Below are 22,621 nucleotides of genomic sequence, written 5' to 3'. Positions count from 1 at the left end.
TTACACCTCTCCCATGTTGTTAATAGTAACTAATAAAGCTTGATGTGGCTTCAATACTATTCCCTCTTCATTAACTTCATAATCCTTAAGATTATTAAATATAACTTTTTTATTTTTCATATCTAAAGGTTCAAAAACACCTTTTTTACTAAAATTAAAGTAGCAATATATAATTTCATTATTATTATGCCTTGTATATGCTATTACATCATCATTTTTTGTATCTATTGGGGCAATATCACCGTATATCAAACAATCTGAATATACACTATTTTGCCTGAAGTCTATAAGATTTTTATAAAATTCATAGATACTATCTTCTTGTCCAACTTGAGCTTTTGCATTTATTTCTTTATAGTTTTCTATCATGCCAAGCCATGGCTTCTTCTTTGAAAATCCCCCATATTCTGATGAATTCCAAGGAAATGGAGTTCTAGAATTATCTCTACTTCTAAGGTTAACAATTTTTAATGCTTCCTCTTTGCTAAATCCCTCTTCTATGGATCTATAATATTGATCAATACTTGAAATATCATTAAATTCCTCTATTGATTTTCTTTCAAAATTTGTCATTCCAAGCTCTTGACCTTGATAGATAAATGGAGTTCCCCTTAATAAGAAATACATAGCTCCCATCATTTTTATAGCATCTTCATTATTTGCTTCATTTAATAAATACTTTGTTGTAGATCTTGGTTGATCATGGTTTTCAATAAAGTTTGCAGCCCATCCATACTTTTGAACAGCCATTTGACTTGTCATAATTTTTTCTCTTAATTCCTTAACAGTCCATGGAACTCTCTTAAACCACTCACTTCCAGATGCTACATCTAAATCAGCATATTTAAAATCAAATATCATTGAAAAATATCCATTTTCACCAATAAAATCACCAAGTTCATCATAAGATACCCCTGGAGCCTCTGCTACAGTTACGCAGTTATATTTATCAAAGCTTTCTCTCTTAAGTTCATGTAAAAACTCTTCTATACCTGGTTGATTTCTAGATGCCTTTGTACACTTTGCTAACCCATCTACACCATCTGCGTCTAAATTCTTATAAGTCAAATCCTTCTTTATAAATGTAATTGCATCTATTCTAAATCCAGCAATACCTTTTTCTAACCAATGATTAACCATCTTATATAAAGCTTCACGAACCTCTTTATTTTCCCAATTTAAATCAGGTTGTTTTTTCCCAAAGGCATGAAAATAGTATTCATCTCTTCCTTCTACCTTTTCCCATACACTACCACCAAAAACTGATCTCCAATTGTTAGGTACTTCTTGTCCTTCTTTAAAAATATAGTAATCATGATATTTACTTTTTGGATTACTTATGGCTTCCATAAACCATTTATGTTCATCAGATGTATGGTTAATAACTAAATCTAAAATTATTTTAATTCCTTTGTCCTTGGCTTTTTCTATAAGTTCATCTAAGTCCTCCATAGTTCCAAACTCAGGTGCTAAATCAAAATAATCACTTATGTCATATCCATTATCATCCATAGGAGATTTATAAATTGGACAAATCCAAAGCATTGTTACACCTAAGTTACTTAAATAATCTAATTTTTCAGTTATTCCTTTAATGTCTCCAATCCCATCATTATTACTATCATTGAAGCTTTTGGGGTAAATTTGATATACAACTTCTTTTTGCCACCATTGTTTTTTCATTCTACACCTTCTCCTTTATATAAGATTTCTTCTCTTTAGTTCTAAATAAATTCCATCTTTCATTGGCTCTTCACATATTGAATCAACATATTGAAATATTTCATTACTTCCACCTTGTACACCTACTGCACTTCCTACAACCTTAAGCATATCAATATCATTTCTTCCATCACCAAAACCTATAGTTTTATTTGAATCAATACCTAAATGTTTACACAAACTAAGTATTGCCTCTCCTTTGTTACACTCTTTTTGTATTATTTCATAATAATTACGAGAGTCAAACTTAAAACTTTGAGCTAACTGAATTTCATTTTCTGAAAAAATGCTTTTTAAACTTTTAAATACTTCTTCATTTGACCATAAGCATATTTTATTTATTCCATGAAGATTTTCATTAAAATCATGAATATTTTCCTCATATATTATCTTTTGTTTTAATATAGCACTTTTTCTGTCTTCTTCATTTAATAGTTTAAACTTTTCATTATTTAGAGAGGTTAATATTTCTACTGCAGTCTTATTCATAAAAACGATATCATCACTTTCAAAAGTAAATGCCGTTTCACTATTTAGATTTTTTAAATAGAAACTGGCTTCTTTCATTTTACTTATGTTAAAAAAAGATTTTTTTATAACTTCATTTTGAAACTCAATGTAAGATCCCCCACCTGCAATAATTCCATCAGTTGATAAGTCTAATACATCATCTGTTATTGTTCCAATAGTTCTTCCTGTACATAAACAAGTATAAATACTATTTTCCCTGCACATCTTTATTGCATTTCTAGCAGTTTCAGGTACCCCATAAACTTCATCCCTTAAGGTTCCATCAATATCAAAAAATATTATTTGTTGCATATACTGATCACCTCTCTTAATGTCATCATTATAGTAACAAATAAAAAAAAGCCAATCAATAATATTAGCTCTTTTAAAAAATATGTACAAACTCTGTTCGAAATTTCAATTTATGAAAAATTGTACATCCAAATTTGAAGTTAGTTATTGTAATTTATAGTAGTGTTAAATATTTCTGATATTTTAAAAATAATAACTCTATTAAAATAAAATATGGAGTTGATATTTCATAATCTAAAATATATTCCTTAGGTAATGGTATTGAATTTATATAAAGATTCTCATCACATAAAGCTGCTAAAGAATTATTAATCATTCTTGTTATTGATAGAGTTTTTATTCCATTTAATCTTAATGTTTCTGCTAATTTAATTACTCCCTTTGATTCTCCTGATAACGAAATAATAATTACAAAATCATCTTCCTTTGCCAATTTTCCAACAGCATCAACCATATCGTACCCATGCATATTGAAAATAATCTTTTCTGTTGGTAAAAATATTCTTTTAAATTCACTTGCAACTCTAGCTTGTGAATATCCACTACCAAATACAATAATTCTTTTAGCCTTATATATATTATCAAATATATTATCACAATCACGATTTTTAATATCTTCAACTAACTTATGATAACTAGAAGTAACAGTAGTTAAAAAATCACTTCCATCATTAGCTTTAGACTCTACTTCTAAGCGTAATCTTGCTTTTAACTCACTAAATCCTGGTAAAGATATTTTTTTTGCAAACCTAAATAAGGTAGTAGTTGAAACATTACATTTTGAAGCAAACTCTTCTATAGAAAGCTTATAGCAAGTATTTTTATTATTTATAATGTACTTACAAATAAGCTTATCATTTTCATTTAAGTTCTTATAGTACCTGTTCATTAACTCTTCAATCATAATAACTCTCTCCCCCTTACATACTCTAAGTAATTTACAAATAATATATCTAAAAGGACATAAAAGGCAGCAGTAAGCTCATACGAAATATCTTTAAATCCTTGTAACATCTTTGTTGATACATAAAGATTATCTTTACACATTCTAGCTATAGTGTTATTTTGAAAACGTGTAATAGATAATGTATTTATTTCTGTACTTTCAATAGATTTTAGCACCTTAATTCCTTCTGCTGTTTCTCCTGACAGAGAAATTATTACAAATAAGTCCTTACTAGTAAACTTCTTTTGCATAAGCTTAACTTCACCTAAGTCAAATAAGTCAATAACACATTTTCCTGCTGATAGAAATATTCTTTTAAACTCTTCTCCTTCTGCTTTTTGAGCATTTCCAGTTCCATAAATATAAATATTTTCTGCATTATATATCAAAGAGCAAATATCATTGTATTTATGCTCTTTAATTTCATCAATTATCTTATGATATGTTTTGCAGGCTTCTTCTATATCTAAATTTGATTTTTCATAGGCTTTAGAATCTGATGATTTCAATAAATATTTTAATTCAGCAAAAGAATTTAATCCCACCTTACGACAAAATCTAAGCAATGTTGTTCTAGATATATGGCATTTTTCAGCAAGCTGTTCGCATGTCATTTCTTTACAAGCTTCTTTATTATTTATTATATAATTGAAAATTTGATGATCATTTTGCGTTAATTTATCATAATTATTATTTATTAATTCTTCAATTTTCATAAAGTACCTCTATTTATCACTATTGTTTTAATATAATTATATATAAATTTACTTTATTTCTACAACTTACATTTATCTTTTACAAATACAATAAATTATATTAAACCCCCATAGAATAGACTTGCATTATATTATCTTAGCCACTCTACAAGTCACTTTTTAATTTACTTCCATTCTATGTTGTTGATAATTATTAATTTTTTTCTAGCTAAGGTATATTGCCTCTATTCCTTATGGAATTATATCCTAAATAAATGTATAATAAAAGTATATATTATTACGCAATTGTATTAAAAGACGAACTATACGATATAAGTGTATAAAACACTTCCAAGGAGATTTGATATGGAAGAAATTTTTTCAATGTTATTTTTAGGTTATTTTATGTATGTAGGATATATTACATATTGTTTAATTGCAATAAGTGCTCAAGTTGTATTTTCATTTTTTATAGAGAAAAAGCAGATTTGGAAAATTTCTATTATGGCTTTTCTTACTCAAGGTGTCGTAGTACCAATAGCGGAAATGAGTTATGATATGATACATAGCATTTATAACTATACAAATTTAGGATTTAAGGAGATTATTATGTCAACTAATTTTAAGTTTGATATTTTTTATACGTTAATAATGCTTGGAATAATAATTATGATTGGCTTTCTTACGTACAGAAGTATAGAGGGAAAGATGAATTATAAAAAATGGTCTGCCTTACTAATTGGTTATTTAATTAATATACTAATTATGATATTTATGATTTTTAGATTTGGTATAATTGTCGGTGAATTTTAAAATATTGTTATAAATTTCTTTAATATAGATTAATGAATAATCTTAATATATTGCGAATTAAAAGTGGATAAATAAATTTATCCACTTTTATACTTTCAATTATCAATAATCAGTTTAAAACTGATTATTTAATTTAAATCTTCTCCATTTGAAGCTATAACTTTTTTATACCAATAGAAACTCTTCTTCTTACTTCTTTTTAGTGTTCCATTTCCCTTATTATCTCTATCAACATAAATAAAACCATAACGCTTTTCCATTTCTCCTGAACCAGCGCTTACTAGGTCTATTGGACCCCAGCTTGTATATCCCATTAAATCTACTCCATCAAGTACAACAGCATCTCTCATGGCTTTAATATGTTCTCTTAAATAATTAATTCTATAATCATCATTAATATTTCCATTTTCATCAGGTATATCTTTTGCACCTAACCCATTTTCTACAATAAATAATGGTTTTTGATATCTATCATATACATGGTTTAATGTAATTCTTAATCCTAGAGGATCTATTGGCCATCCCCATTCACTAAATTCAAGATATGGATTTTTAGCTGATGCAAATAAATTTCCTTCTGCTAAATCATCATTATTATCAGTTCTTACACAACGACTGTTATAATATGAAAAAGCTATAAAATCTACTGGATACTTTTCTAGTAGTTCCTTATCTCGCTCTTCCATTGTTGGTGTAATTCCCTTACGCTCCATTTCCTTTAAGGCATAGTTTGGATACTTTCCTCTTGCTTGAACATCTACAAAGAAATAACTTTCACGATCTACCTTTGTAGCTTCCCAAACATCATTAGGATTACAGCTATATGGATATACACTCCCAGCTGCAAACATACATCCAACTTTATTCTTTTCATCCACTTCATGAGCAATCTTAGTTGCTATAGCACTTGCTACTAATTCATGATGAGCTGCTTGATATTTCACTTTTTCTTCGTTTTCACCTTCTTCAAAGCAAATACCAGCTCCCATAAATGGAGCATGTAAAATCATATTTATTTCATTAAATGTAAGCCAATATTTAACTAAACCTTTATATCTTTTAAAAATAACATTACAAAGATTCTCATAAAAGCCTATCATTTTACGATTACGCCATCCACCATACTTTTCAATTAAATGCATAGGACAATCAAAATGAGTAATTGTCACCAGTGGTTCTATTCCATATTTATGGCACTCTTCAAATATATCTTCATAAAATTTAAGACCTTTTTCATTTGGAGTTTCTTCATCTCCCATTGGAAAAATTCTACTCCAAGCTATACTCATTCTATAAACCTTAAATCCCATTTCTGCAAATAATTTTATATCTTCTTTAAAGTTATGATACATGTCAATTGCAACTTTTGCTGGATAGAAATGATCATCATCAAAGTTGTACATTTTCAATTTACCTGTAATAACAGCTGATCTATCCTTTCCTGTTGGACATAAGTCAACATTTGCTAATCCTCTTCCACCTTCATTATATCCACCTTCACATTGGTTTGCTGCAGTTGCACCACCCCATAAAAAGTCATTTCTAAATTTCATACAATTTTCCTCCTCTATTTAAAAAGGCTGCCTATTGACAGCCTAATTAAAAATTAATTATTAAAATATTACAGTGATTAGACTATTTCCCCTGTCTACATTTTCACTTTTAGTTTCTGCAACCTCTAAATATTCTGCAGTATTTGTAATAACCACAGGAGTTACAACTGAATAACCGGAATTTTTAATTTCTTCTATATTAAAATCTAATAAATGTTGTCCTTTTTTAACCTTATCACCTTGTTTTACATAAGCCTTAAAGCCTTTTCCACCAAGCTGAACTGTATCTAAACCAACATGAATAAGTAATTCTACTCCCTTTTCAGAAGTTATTCCAATAGCATGTAAACTTGGGAATAATGTTGTAATTTCTCCATCGACAGGAGCAACGACAATCCCTTCAGTTGGCATAATAGCAACACCACTACCTAATACCCCAGATGCAAAAGCATCATCTTGTATATTACTTAATTTAATTACTTCTCCTTTTATAGGACTATCTATTACTTCTTTATTAATCATATTATTATTTTTTTCTTCTGTTGCAACTTCTTTGATTTCTTCCTTTGGTTCTTCATTAACTTCTTCTTTATCTTTATATAAAATCATAGTTAATACAAAAGCTATAACCATAGTAATTGCAATCCCACTAAGAGCTACAATTAAATTACCCATAGAACCATCTGGTTCAATCATTGCTGGTAATTCAAAAATACCCATTCCGCCAACCATAAACTTTCTAAAGTTAAAGAATCCATAGAATCCACCACCAATAGCACCTGCTATACAGCTAATAATAAATGGTTTCTTTAAAGGTAATAAAATACCATAAATAGCTGGTTCTGTTACACCAAATATACCTGATATAAAGTTTGGTAATGCCATTTCTTTTAGTTTCTTATCTTTTGTCTTAAATAATATTGCTAGTACTACCGCTGAAGTTGCAAATGTACATGCAAAGAAAGGCATCATAACATTATCGTATCCCATAGTCATAATATTATTTATGTACACAGGTATAAATCCCCAGTGCATTCCAAATATAACAAGTATTTGCCATGTACCACCTACAATTGCACCTGCTAATAATGGACTAAAATCTCTTATTGCAAATACAAACTCTGATATAATCGTAGATCCAAAAGTTGCAATAGGTCCAATAACTATAAATGCTACTGGTAATGCGACTAATAAAGTAAGCATTGGTACAAAGAAGAATTTAACTAAGTCTGGTATAAATTTGTTAAATAATTTTTCACATTTTGAAGCAAAATAAACTGCTAAAATAACGGGAATAACTGTTCCTGTATAATCCATAGAAATTACAGGTATTCCAAAGAAATCTATATAAACTGGTGATGCAAACATTGTTCCTTGAAATAAAGTGAAGATTGCATCCTTATTTGCTGATATTGAGCTTGCCTGAATTCCAGGATAGCACATAATTGCACCTACAACTAATCCTATCATTGGTTTTAACCCAAATTTCTTAGCTGAAGTATAACCTAGGAATAAAGGTAGGAATGTAAATAAGGCATCGCCTATAGCATTTATCATCAAATATCCACCACTTGTATCGCTATATAATCCCATAGCAACAAATAGTGCATTTAATCCCTTTACCATTCCACAAGCAGCCATAATACCTAATATAGGTTGGAATATTCCTGATACTACATCAATTGCCTTATCTAATAACTTTCCTGGCTTTTTCTCCTGAGAGCTAGTGTTTAAATTATCAACATCAATTAATGCAGTTACATCATTGTAAACATCCTGTACATTATTTCCAATAACTACTTGATACTGTCCTCCACTTTTCATAACCGTAACTATGCCTTGCATATTCTTTAACACATCATCATTAGCTTTACCTTCATCCTTTAATTTAAAACGTAATCTAGTAACGCAGTGTGTTAATCCATTAATATTTTCTTTTCCACCAACATTTTTTATAATGTCTTTTGCTAAATCATTGTATTTTCCCATTTGTATTCCTCCATTTTCCTTTTAAATATATGAAATTTGAAGGTTTGGCCAACTTAATGTTACCATCCAGTTATAAGTTTTAATTTTTTATAATTATCACCGCCTTTCAAAGATATAATTTTTATATTAAAGCCTTGAATCTTGTATAACTTTTTCTACATGAATAGTTAAATATATCATTTCATCAGAAGTTAAATCATAATCATACTTCTTTTTAATAAAGGTTTTGATTTTTAAGATACATTCAAAGGCTTCACTATACTTACATTTAATAACATCTAACAAATCATCATCTGAATCTCCATTGTATGTATTATGTTGAAACAAACGTTGAGAGAAAAATTTTAAATGTGTAATAAATCTATAATAAAATACTGATTCCTCTTTAAATTCAACTCCAAAATGAATTCTAACTATAGTAAGTATTTCATGAATTAGCTTAGTAATTCCTTCTACCATAGGCTGTTCTTCATTTAATTGAGCATTCACAATATGAAGTGCAATAAATCCCGCTTCATCATCAGGAAGTCTAACCCTTGTTTTCTTTTCTATAATTTCAAGGGCCTTCATACCAATTTCAAACTCCTCTTTATAAAAACGCTTAATCTCCCAAAGGAGAGCATTCTTTACTGTTACTCCATTTTTTATTCTTTTAACTGCTGTATATATATGATCACTTAATGAAATATAAATACTTTCATTTAACTTTTTATCTAATACTTCTTGCGCATATTCAATAATAGCATTACTTAGCTTAACAAATTCCATTGGAATACTATCAAGTAATTCTTGTAATTTATTAGAAACATCTTTATTAGAAATTCTAAATATCTTATTTATTTTTTCTTCGTCAATGGTATCGCCCTTTGCTTTTTGATATCCGATACCCTTACCCATAACAATTATCTCTTCACCATTAGAGTCAACTGTAATTACAACATTATTATTTAAGAGCCTATTAATTACCATACTTTTTTCCTCCCTTTAAGGATTTTTAACTTTTTAGGAATTTATAAAAAGCTATTAAAAAAGTAAACTTACTTGTTCACTTTTTATGGTTAACCTAGTTGCCTCTCATCAAAATTACAAATTTTGTAATCGAGAAAATATAAAAAGCCCATTCATTATAATGCACAAAAAACCCAAAGGTATTCTCTGCATAGTAATGAATAGGCTTAGCTTGTACTTAAACAATTACTACCCAATTCCAATTAATATATTAACTCAAAATTTTAATACGGTCAACGTTTTCTTATAATTATTTCTTTAAATTATTTAAATTTATCTATACGTCCATTGACTATTTATTGTTCTCAAGCTCTAACTCTAAATACATATAATGATCTTTTGTAGTAATTTCTCCATGTTTTACTTTTAAGTTTTCTTTAAAAATTGGACCACCTATTACTGTAGTATGAAACTCTCCAGCTTCTCCGCATGGATCAATTCCTCTTTCTTCTAACTCTTTCATATATTCTAATGTCATTATACGTCCAAGATCATCTTTTTTCATTCCCTTTTTTAAGTTTATTGTAACTACCTTTGTTAAAAAGCCTAAGTTAATAAACTCTTCTACAACTTCTTTATGATCTTTTTTCCAAAGTGGCATTCCTAGAGAAAGACCTACACTATTTGTAACCCTTTCGTGCCAACAATCCTTTTCTGGCACATCTATGTCCCCTGTTAAAAGAACTTCTGCCCCAGATTTTTTGGCATCATTTAGAAGTTTTACAAATACTTCTTCATAGCCTTCCCAAGTTGCAGAACCTGTATAAAGTGGAAGTCCAATAGCATCAGCTTGTGCTTTTAAAAATGTAGGACTAATACTATGTGCTCTAGATCTTTCGCCATCTTCCTCCATCATAACAATAAGTCCTATAGCTGTTCCTTCAGCCATAGCCTTATATAGTGCTAAAGTACTATCTTTTCCTCCACTATATGAAGCTACAAATCTTTTGTTTTTTGCACCGTAACTCCAGTTTTTCATCCTATTAGCTTCCCCTTTATATTAATATTTAAAATCTAAAAGCTTGTTTTTTAATTGATTTTCAATATTTCTTAATTCTACTTCAGCTTCTCTACGCTTTTGACGTCCTTCTGTTTGTATATGAAGTATTTCGTCAAGAGTTGATATTAATGATTCATTAGTAATTCTCAGTGTTTCAATATCAACAATTCCTCTTTCAGATTCTTTAGCAGTTTCTATAGTTGAAGTTTTTAAAATTTCAGCATTTTTACGTAAAAGTTCATTTGTCATATCTGTTACTTCTCTTTGAACTCTTGCTGCATTAGTAGAATGAGCAACTCCAAGAGCTAAAACTATTTGACTTTTCCAAAGTGGAATTGTATTTACAATTGTTGATTGTATTTTTTCAGACATTAAGGAGTCATTATTTTGAATTAAACGAATTTGAGGAGCCATTTGCAAGGAAATCATCTTCGTTAATTCTAAATCATGAATTTTCTTTTCAAAGCGATTGCAAAGAGCAATAAAGTCATTAACTTCTTGAGCATCCTGAGGAAGACCACTTCTTCTTGCTTTTTCTTGTAATTTAGGAAGCTCTTCTTTTTCTAATTTTTGAAGCTTCTTTTTACCAGCTAAGATATACATAGAAAGCTCTTTAAAATATACTTTATTTATTTCATACATCTTATCTAACATAGCAATATCTTTTAAAAGCTGTATTTGATGCTTCTCAAGAATATTGCACATTTTACCAATATTATTTTCTACCTTATCATACTTTACTTTCATTTGCGAAATCTTATCCTGACCTTTTTTAAAGAATCCTAAAATCCCCTTTTTTTCTTCTGATTCTTCAAAGTTCTTTAACTCATGAACTACACTAGATAGCATTTCCCCAACTTCACCTAGATCTTTGGTTTTCACATTGTTTAATGCTGACTCTGAAAAATCTGATATTTTCTTTTGAGCTCCTACTCCATATTGTAAAATGGAGTTTGAATTAGTTATTTCTATTTTATCTACAAATTGATCTACCATCTTTTTTTCTTCTTCTGTTAATTGTATTTCCTCAATTACCTCTTCTACCTTTTCTTCTTTTATCTTTACATCAACAACTTCATCTTGAAATGGTTCAAAAGTTAATTCTGGTTTTAAATTAATATCTTCTTTAAATTCGTCACTCATTTTAAATGCCTCCCCTTTATTTCAAACTTACTTTTTAAAATCTTCCTCTGTTAGCCCCTCTTGTTTAAATAATGTTTTAAGAACAGAAATATCTGTAGAAATATCTAAAACAACATCTTCAAATAAATCATCCAATAAATTTTCGAAGGCATTATTTATAAGATCAATGCTCTTTTCAATTTCACTTTTAGCATTTTTTATATTATCACCTTGAACTAACTGATTATTTAAATCTTTATATGAATTAATTAATTTTATAGTAATAGGTAGATAATGATTTATAAACTTATTTACCTCTTGTATCTTATTAGGATTTTTTTCAACATGATCAAGAATTTGACTTGCAATATTTTGTAATTTATCTAGCTTTATAGCTACTTCTTCTTTATAAAGATCATTTCTTACAGTTCTTACTTGTTCAATATAATTTCTTCCTATCTTAATTACATGTTCTAGTTCTTCTTTTTCCGGATCATTTATTTCTTTATTTACTTCTTCTTTTTTATTTAATTTTTCTTTATCCATTTGTTGTTTTTTCAAATTTAAATAGTCTCCATAAACTTCATCATTTAAAATGAAATAAGTTTTTTCTTCATCTATGTGACCTTCTAAAAACATTCCTAAATCAATCATTTTATTTAAGTCTTTAACAACAAAATCTTCTTTTTCTTTAACAAATTTAGCTAAATCTTTAATTAAAAAATAGCTATTATCTTCAATAAATCTTACATACTTTTTAAATCTCTTTACTCTTTTTCTTAAATTTGTTCCCCTTAAAAGTAAGCATATACTTATTGCAAAGAAGGCAAATATAACACCAAATGCAATATAAATATTGGCTATAATACCGCCAAAAAAAATCATAAATATTAGAAATATAAATACTAAAAAGCCAAAAATCAAACTTCCAATTAACCCAAATACCGTATAAAGTATTCCTGATATACTTCCTGCTGGTTTTTTACTGATGTATTCTGATATATCCTTTTTAGATTTTTTATTTAAGTTTATATATTTATTTTCTAATTTTTCACTATACTCATTAAACTTTGATTTAAACTCATTCAAAGTATCCTCAGTTTTATCGCTAATGCCCCTTTTTAAATTAGCAAAATCAATAGCATTAAGAGCATTTGTAACTGTTGACATAATTTGATCTTCTAAATCTGAAAAATCCTTTTTCCCCATTATCTTTCCTCCAGATCATTTTTCTTATATTTAATATAAATTTAAATATATAAAATAATATATCTCTATTATAATATTTCAGATTAATTATATCTTATTATTAGGTCAATTACAATTTATAACAACTGTATATGTTCATTTTTCTTAACAAACATAAAATTACTTGTCAAAGTGATATTTAGAAACTTATAATTAGTTAGTTAAAATTAAATTAAGAAACTCTATAATAAAATAAAAGCCTATAATAGCACCTAAATCACTATCATAGGCTTTCATTTAGTAATGCTATCATCAATCATCATTATTATAGATGAAATAAAAATGGACTATATCCTTAAAATTAAAGGTATAATCCATTTTTATTTTAATTAATTATTATTTAAAGTTTTCATTACTTTACAAGTTTTCTTTTCTTTTCAAATATAAATACTACACCTGCAGCTACTAATATAAATCCAAATAATAATACATTTGTAGAGTTTACTCCACCTGTTCCTGGAAGTGCTTCTTCATTTTTACCATTATTATTTTCAGAAGAATTTTCTCCACTTCCTGGAATGTTCTCTCCAGTTCCTGGATTTTCTTCTCCTGTTCCTGGATTTCCTTCTCCACCAACTGGATTCTCTTCTCCTGTTCCTGGATTACCTTCCCCTTCTCCTGGGTTAGTATCAGATTTTAGCTCTAAGTTTTCCTTTGCATTTTCAAAATTGTTCTTAGCTTTTACAAAATCTGTAGCAGCAATATTATCATAATTTTCTAACATTGATTTTAATATTGATAATGCTTCCGCATATTTAGCTGCACTTTCTTCTGTATATTTAGTTAAATCAATCTCTTCGATACCATTAACATAATCTACAAGCTCTTTATTATCTACTCTTGTAACTAAGTTTTTAATAGCTATATCAATCTTGTTAATTAAATCTTCTATGCTATCTGCACTACCTGAAACAAATTCTTCATTCGCTGCATTAACTAATTCCATTAATGTATTGTAGCTGCTTACAGTATATAAGTCAGCTTTAAATCCTTTAGCTGTCTCAACTTTAGCATATAATGCACTTACATTAACTAAGTTATTTCTTAAGCTTAATAGCTCTTTTTCAAATCCTTTTAATTCTTCTTCAGTCATTCCATCTAAGTTCATAGCTTCAATTTCAGCTACTCTATCCATTAATGCTTTATAAGAATTAATAGTATAATTAACTTTATTTAATTTCTTTAATTCAGAAATGTATTTTTTAATGCTATCACTTGAACCTACTAATTCTAAGTTATTCTTTGTATTTTTAATATCAGTTTCTGCTTGTTTAACTGTTTCAACTGTACCATTAATCATAACTTCTTTACCCTTGTTAACTGCATTTTCATAAGCTGCATAAGAAGTTTCTGCATAAATACTTGAATCAGTTATTTCATTAAATTCATCAATTAATGATGATAGAGATGCAACATTTACTAAAGAATTCTTAGCATTTATCATAGTATCTTTTATAGATTCAAATGTTGCAGGATCTTGAGGCTCTGTTTTATTTAATTCAATTAAGTCTTCTAATTCTGCCTTTGTATCCTTTAATAAGTTCCAAGAATTTATAGTATATGTTTTTTCTGGAGTTGTAATATTATTCATAAACTCATTAACATCTTCTACTATAATTTCTGCTTCTTCTCTATTAGTAGGATTATATACTAAAGCTTCCTTTGCTGAATTTAATTCATCTACTAACTTTGTGATACTAGCTTCTGATAAATTATTAGCATCTTCCATAGCTTTCTTAGCTGAGTTTAAAGCTTTTTGATAGTTAGCCCAAGTTTTACCTGTATATTTTGAACTATCAGCAATAGCATTATCAATTTTATCTTGTAAAACAGTGCTATCACCCTTTATTGCTTTATTTTCTTTTGCTTTTTCTATTTCTTTTACAGCACTATCTACAGTTGCTTGTGCTACATAATTATTTCCTTTAATTTCTTTAGCTACTTCTATAGCTTCCTTATATGCATTTGAGCTATTAGTAGTCCAATCTTCAGTATTTAAATTCTCATTTATTAATTCTTCTAGTTTTTGCTTATCTACATTTACATCTAACACTGAATCCATAGATAATTCTACTAGATTTGGAGTAACTCCATTCCACTCAAACTTAACCTCTAAAACATCAGTTCCAACTGGTAAAATAAATTCATTTGTAGCTTTATTTAATCTTCCTAATGTTATCCACTCATCAGCATTCTTATTAGTTTTAGCAATTCTAACCTTTACTTCTGCATTTGAAATTTGTTTAGCACTTTGCATAACTCTAATATGATTTACTTCAGTTTTTTCAGATATTGAATATACAAGATATCCTGTCTCTGACTTTGGAATATACATTGTAGTAATATCCCCATCTATTAAGTATTCATATAATCCTTTTTCTGTATCTGTTGTATCTGAATCAAATGTTGGATCATTTACTGTTGGAATATATGCTCCATTGTTTATTTCAACTTCATTAAGCTTTATCCATCTATAAGTATAAGGTTGTGTGATTTCAATTTTAATGTAACGAGCTTTTTTATTAATTTCATTTGCTTTTGCTACATTATATGAAATTTCATGTTCTGGGAAACTTTCATTAATAGTTGAATCATCAGATGCTGTATTAGCCACTTGATCTCCTAGTGTAATGATTGGTTCTCCCCATTCAGTTTTATTCGTTGAAGCATAAACCTTTCCATCACGGATATAGTCTTTATCTGAATCATGAGTTACTAGCTTTAATTCATTTAAGTCTATTTCTTGACCTAGATCAAGAATCATATAATCTCCAATAGCTTGTGTCTTTTGATATTTTAAACCTGTTGTACGATCTTTATCAAATAAATTTTCAATTTTACCCTCAGCAATTGTTCCCATATTAGTTTCACTTACTGTAGGTTGTCCAAATTCTCTTGATAATACTTTAAATTCTCCTACATCAAAAGTAACTGCATTATCTGTTAAATTAACTAAACGAATATATCTAGCATCAATATTTTCAATTAAGCTTCCACTTTCTACGTCAGTCCATTCATGAGAATTTTTAGAAACTTGTAGTGTAAGATTTTCTAATGAAGAACCATTTACAATAGTTTCAGTTAATTCATGAATACGATCTAACTTTAATCCAATATATTCTCCATTTTCTAATGTAATATTTTGAAGTTCAACCATGCTAGCATTATCATTATAATAATCTGCTGGATGCTCTTTGTAATTTTCTACATTAGTAAATACTTTACCATTATGATAAACTTTTGAATTCACATCAAATTCTCTAAATCCAATCCAAGTTCCTTGATTCACATTATTTCTTAAACGTACATATTGTGCTTCAATCTCCTGATCTGAAAGGTCTAATCTAATTTCTTTTTCATTTACACATTGTTTAATTGGTGTATAATTTTTACCATCTAAAGAGTACTCTAAGGTAGCATTCTTAAACCAATCTCCTGAGCTTGCATTTGGTCCCTGAATAATATTAATTTTCCCTAATATAATTGGCTCACTTAACTTTACTCCTACATAATCTCCTGCAATAGTAGTATTAGCAGGACTTCCACCTTGTCTAACATTATAGTGAACACCTGTATTTTCGTCTTCATCTATAATATTTGCTTCGTTTCCAGAATATAAACTCCAACCATCAGTTGTACGTATTACTTCCTTTGTAAATGTTGGTGCTTCTGAAGATTCTGGAGAAGTTAAAAGTGAGAATTCTCTCATAGCTGGCCATTTGTTATCACTTCCAACTGCAGTACTAATATACCTTACCCCAACAACATTATCTATTTCTACTCCAGTAATTTTAACTGATGTAGCGTATGGTCCATATGTTTTACTATTAATGTCATTCCATTTTACTCCATCACTTGTATATTGTACTTTTGCAGTACCAAATGTATCATCTTTCTTACTTGTAGTTCCATTTAATATATCTACTCCATAAATTGTAGTTGGCTTACTTAATGATAATTGATAATATTGACCTACAGCCTCGTATTGCCCATTCCATATAAATGTATCTGTCTTACCATCAACAATATTTTCAATTTTTCCTGAATATATATTAGATATATTAGTCGAAGGTGTAATCACTAAATTATCTCCACCATTAACTAAAGCATTAATTTTATTAGAAATCCCATTTCTAACAGCTTCTGCAAATGGAACTAAACGCTTTGATCCAGGCTGAGCTTTAGTACTTCCACTAATAGTTGGTCTATCATGTTTTTTACTATTCTCATATGCAACAGTTCCATCAGCGAAGTTTTGAATTGCTAAATCATTATCCTTTTCTTCCAAATTCATTGCTGCATTAACATAATCTTTAATAGAAGTTGCTAAATCTTTTAATGAATTTGCAAATGGTGTAATTTGTTCAACCATTCTTGCATTATTGCTAGTATTAATAAACTCATCACTAGCTTCAATTATTATATCCATTTCATTTACTAATTTAGTACCGACTTCAATAATTGAATCTCCACTACTTAATTTACTTTTAAATTCATCTAATAAAGGTTTTAACTCTTCTGATTCTTCTAATACTAATCCATGTCCATTCGGTGCTGGATCTGAAGTATGTTTTGCTATTGTGTGTAACGCTTCTGAAGCATCACTATCTATATATTTGAATGAATCTTCCCAACTTTTATCATCATCAAATCCTTTTAAATTCCAAGCATAATCTGCAATAGCAAAAAGAGATACTTTTGATGGCTCGGCATCTTGCATAGGATTTGTTACTACTCCAGCTAAATCATCGATATTGATATCAGTGTGTAATAAACTTCCTTTTCCCATCATTAATCTTTTCATATTAATATCATTAACTGGCCAGTTTAACCAGAACAAAGGACTTCTTCTGCTTTCTTTACCTTCTTCTAATCTATGTGTTTTAAAGTTAGTTAAAGTTTCTTGGCTAATAGGTGCACATACTGAATTACCAGTCCAGAAAATTTGAACATCATCTGGGAATTGGTCATCATAGATGTTTAATTCTGAGTAGTCGCCTTGCCAACTAGCATTATATCCTGCAGGACAGAATACGAAATCGTAAACATCGCCCTTTTCTTTACCCCACTCTGATAATTTAGTCATCATATCAACAACAATTTTCTTATCTAGATTACCAACATCATCTCCAAGAATACCAAATTGTCTAACACCAACTGAATATAATTGATCAAATTTTGCTTTTAACTTAATCATTTCATTATCATAATCATTTGCATTAAATCCACCCATAAAAGGATGCGCTGTCCAAACAAATTTTGTTTTTGTATCAATACCTACTTGTACCATTTCAGCAATTGCTGCTAATTCTTCTTCTGGATATAATTCTCTCCACTTACGTGTATGATATAAGTCATCTTTAGGTGCGAAAATATAAGATGTCATCTTAAACTCTCCACCAAATTCCATTAATGACATACGATCTTCATTAGTCCATGGAATACCATAATATCCTTCGATAAATCCACGAATTGGTGTATCAGCGTAATCCTTAATTTCAAAGTTAAGGATTGTTGATCCATCCATTTGACTAAATATATGTTTTAATGATGTGATTCCATAAAATGCAGCATCTGTATTCTTTCCTAAAATAGAAATTATTCCATTTTCTGATGCTATATAATAAGAATCATTTTTTTCAAATAATTTAGTATCTAATTCATAATTGCTTTGTACATACTTGTCTACATATTCACCTGATGAGTATGTTCCTACTAGTATATTTGTTTTTCCATTTGTAATTTCATCTGAAACTGTAATATTCTTATCCTTTGATTCTAAAACTTCAGTCATACGCTTTTTAGTAGAATTATCAATTGTACTATCATATACTACGTTAACATCTTTACGTATTACAAATTCGTCTCCTGTATATTTTACTTCATGAGGGTTTGGATAAATTTCATATCCAGCTTTTTCTTCATTTTCCTCTACTCTTGTTACTCCATGAGCCACAGATGGTTGAACCAAACCGAAAGTCATAGCAACAGCTAAAATAAAACTCAGTAATTTCTTACCTTTAATCCTCATTTTTTTTCCTCCTTTTAATAAAGTGAAATTAAATTGCATAATATCTTGTAGTATTGTTACCTATGTTCTTCTATTCGCATTATCCTTTATATAAATTCATTTAAAATATATATATTTATATAAAAAAAAGCTCCCTTACAAATCTTGTAAGAAAGCTAATGCCCAATTGGTTGCACGCTATACAAATTATACACAAATATTTCCTTTTGTTCTATATTATATAATGAAAACGTATTTTTGTAAACATTTTTCTTATTTTTCATTATTTTTTTAAAAATTATAATTTTCTGCTAAATTTACATAATAAAAATATTATATCAATAAAAGCCATTATTTTTATTGTAGTTAAAGTATACTTCAAGCCCATGTTCCATCCAAAATTTTTTCATTTATTTGATTTAATACTTATTGCTATACGCATATTATCACCTTATTTTTATAAATTTTATTTCTATATCTTATTAAGCTATTAGTTTACTTAAATATGTAAAAATATAAATTAAATAGTCTGTGCACTAATATTCATTATTATCTAAAAATTGATCATAAAACCTTTAATATTACCTTCATCTACATCTTCTTTGTTCATATTAATAACTTATTTTTTTTATTTGTATAAATTGTAATAACAAATTGAACTAATTTGTATTTATGACTTAAATACTTATATTAGTTCCTTTTTCAAAAGATGAAAAAGGATGAGTAAAATACACCTTTGTATTAGTTTCATATTCTATTGTAGATAAATTTGCAAACTCTGAGCCGTTATCACTTGTTATGCTCTTTGATACTTTACTGAAATGTTAACCAAACATGTACGAAGCCCTTTGATGGCATCCGTAACTGCTGTAGCGGCTTTAGCTACGATATCAAGAACAATATCATACGAGTTTTTATGCTCTATAATAGTTAAAAGTACACAGTCAGTATTAGATTTTTGACCAATAACTGTGTCCATCTCCCAATGCCCAAATTCATCGCGACTATTTATATCAGTTGATCGCTTAGCGATGCTAGTGACAAGGTTTTTCCTATGTTTTTTACCCTAGTTGTCTTGGTATTCCTACGCTGTATTTTTAACTTATAGTAAACCAAGATCAATATAGTTATAAAGGGTTTTCGACAAACCATTTTTCAACACTCAAATGTACCATTAGCGATAGCTCTGCCAACACAAGCATCAGGGTACCAAGAATAATTTTTTATATTATCAACAACGTTATTAATAAATTCACTACATTCAAGGCGTTTAAAAGTACGACGAGCCTTTAGACAATGCTTCTTTTAAGCGGCTTCGCCAGCATCGGCAAGATATATCACAATATACTTTCCTTGATTTAGCTGAGTAGTAGTTCCACGACGTATTTCATTTAGAACAGTTTTTATAGGCTATATAGCTCTTTTGCTATTTTATATGGTGTAAAGCCATCCTTAATACGAATTTGAATAGTCATGCGCTATTCAAATTTAAGTGTTTATTTTTACGTGATTCTATGTTATGGTTTTGATGTTTCATAGTGCTTATCCTACGTGTTGAATTTTGTTTAGCGATTAAATCATAACAAAGATAATCCACTATGGATTTTTTTATTTTCAATTGGTTCAATTTCATTTTACAACAAGTCGATTTTATTTTTTAATATTTACTATATTTGTTTTTTAGTATATCTATTTCTCAGTTTTACAGCTATAGCAAGATACACTTTTAAATTCTCATCAAAAAAACCATATCATGTGATTTTTCAATTATTTGAGTAGCTGAAGTATTACTTTTTATTTTCCCATCATTTATTATTATTATATAACTTTCACACATATCTACTATGTATTCAGAGAAATCCTGAAAAAAGCAAACATTTCTCCTTTAATTATTCTATTATTGTTTTTCTTATATTCCTTTATAGCTTCTTTAAGGTCTTCTAAATTATCATATGCACTTTGATATTTCTCCAAAAACTTTTCTTTCTTATATCTATCGTAAGACTCATCGATAACACTTCCAAAATAACTATATTGCTCATCTATTTTTAAGGTTTTCTCTAACTTCTCATTATGTATTAAAATCTGTAAATAATTGTGGAAGTATTCCATATCTTATTTTTTCAAAAGTACTACATCCCGCTGCATCTAAAGATTCTAATATCTTAGTATCTAAATCTTCTATATTTTAACATTTGGATTTATATAGAGTTAATTTTTGTTATAATGTAAATTTATGTTTTATAATATTTGTATTATTAAAGATATTTAGTGAAAAAATAAAGGTATATCTAAAATATACCTCTAATGCTAATTATTTTTAAAAAACTTCTTTTGGGATTACTTATTTAGTATATATTTTTACTAAAATATCTATCTCCTCTATCAGGTAAAATGGTAATTATATTACCTTTTTCTATTTTATCTGATAATCTCAAAGCAGCAGATAAGGCTGCTCCAGATGAACTTCCTACTATAAGTCCTTCCTTTAATGCAATTAGTTTCACCATATCATAAGCATCTTTATCAGAAACCTTTATAACATCATCAACTAATTTCATATCCATGGTACTTGGAATAAAGTTATTTCCTATACCTTCAATATCATAACAACTTTCGATACCACCACCCATAGTAGAACCTTCTGGATCTGCTAGTATAGCTTTTATATTTTTATTTTTTTCTTTTAAATATTTTACTACTCCAGTAAAGGTTCCTCCACTTCCAGCACCTGAAATAAAATAATCTATTTTTCCATCCATAGCTTCGCATATTTCTGGACCGGTTTTTTCATAATGAGCAAGGGGATTTGCTTGGTTTTCAAATTGCTTTAAGCTTATTGAATTTTCTATAGTCATAAGTAATTCATCAGCCTTCTTTACTGCGCCAAGCATTCCATCTTCTCTTGGAGTATTTATAATTTTAGCTCCTAAAGCCCTCATTAACGTTTGCTTCTCTATAGAAAACTTAGTTGGAACTACAAATATTATATTATAGCCTTTATTTATTGCAGCAATAGCTATTCCAAGACCAGTATTTCCAGCAGTTGCTTCAATTATCGTATATCCTTGCTTTAACTTTCCTTCTTTCTCTGCTGATTCAATCATATAAATTCCTATTCTATCTTTAACACTTCCTCCAGGGTTATTACTTTCAAGCTTTGCAAAAATATTTACTCCATCTTTAATATTTAAATTATTAAGTTTAATTATTGGGGTATTCCCTATTAACTCTTGAATATTATTTAAATATTTCACTACTAAATCCCTTCTTTATTGCTTTATTTGCATATTCATGTGCAAGTTCTATAGAATGATCTCTGTAATTACCACATTGAAGTTCATTAGCTGCTGGAACTTCTTCTGTATCTAATACTTTATTCAAGCTATATTCTAATGCTTCTATTACATCTTCTACTTCAACTTCTCCCCAAGCAGTTAAATAAAAACCAGTTCTGCATCCCATTGGGGAAATATCTATTATAGTATCTATTTTTTCTCTCATAAATCCTGCTAGTAAATGTTCTAAGCTATGGATTGCAGCAGTTGGCATGACTTCTTCATTAGGCTGTAAAAATCTTAAATCAAATTTAGATATACTATCTCCATTAACTCCTTTTTGAGCTCCACATTTTCTAACATAGGGTGCCTTTACCTTTGTATGATCTAGTGAAAAGCTTTCTACTTTAACCAT

General features: G+C 28.5%; 15 protein-coding genes and 1 pseudogene. 1 reads left to right on the top strand and 15 read right to left on the bottom strand.

The genetic code is table 11. The annotated features are described in order from the left end of the window. The 4 genes from BN6774_RS06530 to BN6774_RS06515 all read right to left on the bottom strand — a co-directional run bounded on the left by BN6774_RS06530 (window position 1) and on the right by BN6774_RS06515 (window position 4,206). Window positions 1–1,683 carry a glycoside hydrolase family 13 protein gene (locus BN6774_RS06530; protein WP_066891501.1) on the bottom strand — a complete coding sequence of 561 codons (1,683 nt, stop codon included), beginning with the start codon at window positions 1,681–1,683 and terminating at the stop codon, window positions 1–3. Between the two features lie 15 nt (window positions 1,684–1,698). Continuing rightward, the gene (locus BN6774_RS06525) at window positions 1,699–2,544 is read right to left on the bottom strand and encodes a Cof-type HAD-IIB family hydrolase (RefSeq protein ID WP_066891498.1); all 846 of its coding nucleotides are present in this window, start codon (window positions 2,542–2,544) and stop codon (window positions 1,699–1,701) included. 154 nt (window positions 2,545–2,698) lie between these two features. Then, window positions 2,699–3,448 (bottom strand): MurR/RpiR family transcriptional regulator, encoded by a 750-nt coding sequence (locus BN6774_RS06520; RefSeq protein WP_407922091.1) that lies wholly within the window; start codon window positions 3,446–3,448, stop codon window positions 2,699–2,701. Continuing rightward, window positions 3,445–4,206 (bottom strand): MurR/RpiR family transcriptional regulator, encoded by a 762-nt coding sequence (locus BN6774_RS06515; RefSeq protein WP_066891492.1) that lies wholly within the window; start codon window positions 4,204–4,206, stop codon window positions 3,445–3,447. Before BN6774_RS06515 ends, BN6774_RS06520 begins: the two co-directional genes overlap by 4 nt. Before the next feature lie 345 nt (window positions 4,207–4,551). Between BN6774_RS06515 and BN6774_RS06510 the strand changes: the two genes are divergently transcribed. Next, on the top strand, window positions 4,552–4,998 hold the full coding sequence (locus tag BN6774_RS06510) for a hypothetical protein (RefSeq protein ID WP_066891488.1): 447 nt from the start codon (window positions 4,552–4,554) through the stop codon (window positions 4,996–4,998). A gap of 128 nt (window positions 4,999–5,126) precedes the next feature. On the opposite strand, the gene BN6774_RS06505 is transcribed toward BN6774_RS06510, so the two are convergent. From BN6774_RS06505 to BN6774_RS06455, 11 genes and pseudogenes are all read right to left on the bottom strand, one after another. Then, the gene (locus tag BN6774_RS06505; RefSeq protein WP_066891485.1) at window positions 5,127–6,551 is read right to left on the bottom strand and encodes a 6-phospho-beta-glucosidase; all 1,425 of its coding nucleotides are present in this window, start codon (window positions 6,549–6,551) and stop codon (window positions 5,127–5,129) included. A gap of 60 nt (window positions 6,552–6,611) precedes the next feature. Continuing rightward, a complete protein-coding gene (locus tag BN6774_RS06500; protein ID WP_066891482.1) occupies window positions 6,612–8,540 on the bottom strand; it encodes a beta-glucoside-specific PTS transporter subunit IIABC in 1,929 nt (642 codons plus the stop codon). Between the two features lie 126 nt (window positions 8,541–8,666). After that, window positions 8,667–9,509: a BglG family transcription antiterminator LicT gene (licT, locus tag BN6774_RS06495; protein WP_066891479.1), complete on the bottom strand. Its 843-nt coding sequence runs from the start codon at window positions 9,507–9,509 to the stop codon at window positions 8,667–8,669. A 331-nt stretch (window positions 9,510–9,840) separates the two neighbouring features. Further along, window positions 9,841–10,527: a Dph6-related ATP pyrophosphatase gene (locus tag BN6774_RS06490; protein WP_066891476.1), complete on the bottom strand. Its 687-nt coding sequence runs from the start codon at window positions 10,525–10,527 to the stop codon at window positions 9,841–9,843. A 21-nt stretch (window positions 10,528–10,548) separates the two neighbouring features. Beyond that, window positions 10,549–11,691: a toxic anion resistance protein gene (locus tag BN6774_RS06485; RefSeq protein WP_066891474.1), complete on the bottom strand. Its 1,143-nt coding sequence runs from the start codon at window positions 11,689–11,691 to the stop codon at window positions 10,549–10,551. Window positions 11,692–11,718: 27 nt separating this feature from the next. Beyond that, window positions 11,719–12,879, bottom strand: coding sequence for a 5-bromo-4-chloroindolyl phosphate hydrolysis family protein (locus BN6774_RS06480; protein ID WP_066891470.1), 1,161 nt, complete (start codon window positions 12,877–12,879; stop codon window positions 11,719–11,721). A 391-nt stretch (window positions 12,880–13,270) separates the two neighbouring features. Beyond that, the gene (locus tag BN6774_RS06475; RefSeq protein WP_066891467.1) at window positions 13,271–18,949 is read right to left on the bottom strand and encodes a beta-N-acetylglucosaminidase domain-containing protein; all 5,679 of its coding nucleotides are present in this window, start codon (window positions 18,947–18,949) and stop codon (window positions 13,271–13,273) included. Between the two features lie 668 nt (window positions 18,950–19,617). Beyond that, window positions 19,618–20,465, bottom strand: a pseudogene (locus tag BN6774_RS19120) (IS30 family transposase); the annotation flags it as partial. A gap of 305 nt (window positions 20,466–20,770) precedes the next feature. Beyond that, window positions 20,771–21,040: a hypothetical protein gene (locus BN6774_RS18730; RefSeq protein ID WP_066891460.1), complete on the bottom strand. Its 270-nt coding sequence runs from the start codon at window positions 21,038–21,040 to the stop codon at window positions 20,771–20,773. Window positions 21,041–21,276: 236 nt separating this feature from the next. Further along, window positions 21,277–22,185: a PLP-dependent cysteine synthase family protein gene (locus tag BN6774_RS06460; RefSeq protein ID WP_066891457.1), complete on the bottom strand. Its 909-nt coding sequence runs from the start codon at window positions 22,183–22,185 to the stop codon at window positions 21,277–21,279. Continuing rightward, window positions 22,169–22,621, bottom strand: a complete 453-nt coding sequence (locus tag BN6774_RS06455; protein ID WP_066891454.1) for an S-ribosylhomocysteine lyase — start codon at window positions 22,619–22,621, stop codon at window positions 22,169–22,171. Before BN6774_RS06455 ends, BN6774_RS06460 begins: the two co-directional genes overlap by 17 nt.

It is taken from the genome of Clostridium nigeriense, assembly GCF_900086595.1.
Lineage (GTDB): Bacteria > Bacillota > Clostridia > Clostridiales > Clostridiaceae > Clostridium > Clostridium nigeriense.
This window is presented reverse-complemented; position numbering and strand designations above follow the sequence as displayed.

What these genes read in the sequence shown, in the direction of transcription:
- BN6774_RS06485 (WP_066891474.1), bottom strand. Translation starts at nt 11,691, where the DNA reads ATGAGTGACGAATTTAAAGAAGATATTAATTTAAAACCAGAATTAACT.
- BN6774_RS06525 (WP_066891498.1), bottom strand. Translation starts at nt 2,544, where the DNA reads ATGCAACAAATAATATTTTTTGATATTGATGGAACCTTAAGGGATGAA.
- BN6774_RS06520 (WP_407922091.1), bottom strand. Translation starts at nt 3,448, where the DNA reads ATGATTGAAGAGTTAATGAACAGGTACTATAAGAACTTAAATGAAAAT.
- BN6774_RS06455 (WP_066891454.1), bottom strand. Translation starts at nt 22,621, where the DNA reads ATGGTTAAAGTAGAAAGCTTTTCACTAGATCATACAAAGGTAAAGGCA.
- BN6774_RS06505 (WP_066891485.1), bottom strand. Translation starts at nt 6,551, where the DNA reads ATGAAATTTAGAAATGACTTTTTATGGGGTGGTGCAACTGCAGCAAAC.
- BN6774_RS06515 (WP_066891492.1), bottom strand. Translation starts at nt 4,206, where the DNA reads ATGAAAATTGAAGAATTAATAAATAATAATTATGATAAATTAACGCAA.
- BN6774_RS06490 (WP_066891476.1), bottom strand. Translation starts at nt 10,527, where the DNA reads ATGAAAAACTGGAGTTACGGTGCAAAAAACAAAAGATTTGTAGCTTCA.
- BN6774_RS06480 (WP_066891470.1), bottom strand. Translation starts at nt 12,879, where the DNA reads ATGGGGAAAAAGGATTTTTCAGATTTAGAAGATCAAATTATGTCAACA.
- licT (WP_066891479.1), bottom strand. Translation starts at nt 9,509, where the DNA reads ATGGTAATTAATAGGCTCTTAAATAATAATGTTGTAATTACAGTTGAC.
- BN6774_RS06530 (WP_066891501.1), bottom strand. Translation starts at nt 1,683, where the DNA reads ATGAAAAAACAATGGTGGCAAAAAGAAGTTGTATATCAAATTTACCCC.
- BN6774_RS06500 (WP_066891482.1), bottom strand. Translation starts at nt 8,540, where the DNA reads ATGGGAAAATACAATGATTTAGCAAAAGACATTATAAAAAATGTTGGT.
- BN6774_RS18730 (WP_066891460.1), bottom strand. Translation starts at nt 21,040, where the DNA reads ATGGAATACTTCCACAATTATTTACAGATTTTAATACATAATGAGAAG.
- BN6774_RS06510 (WP_066891488.1), top strand. Translation starts at nt 4,552, where the DNA reads ATGGAAGAAATTTTTTCAATGTTATTTTTAGGTTATTTTATGTATGTA.
- BN6774_RS06475 (WP_066891467.1), bottom strand. Translation starts at nt 18,949, where the DNA reads ATGAGGATTAAAGGTAAGAAATTACTGAGTTTTATTTTAGCTGTTGCT.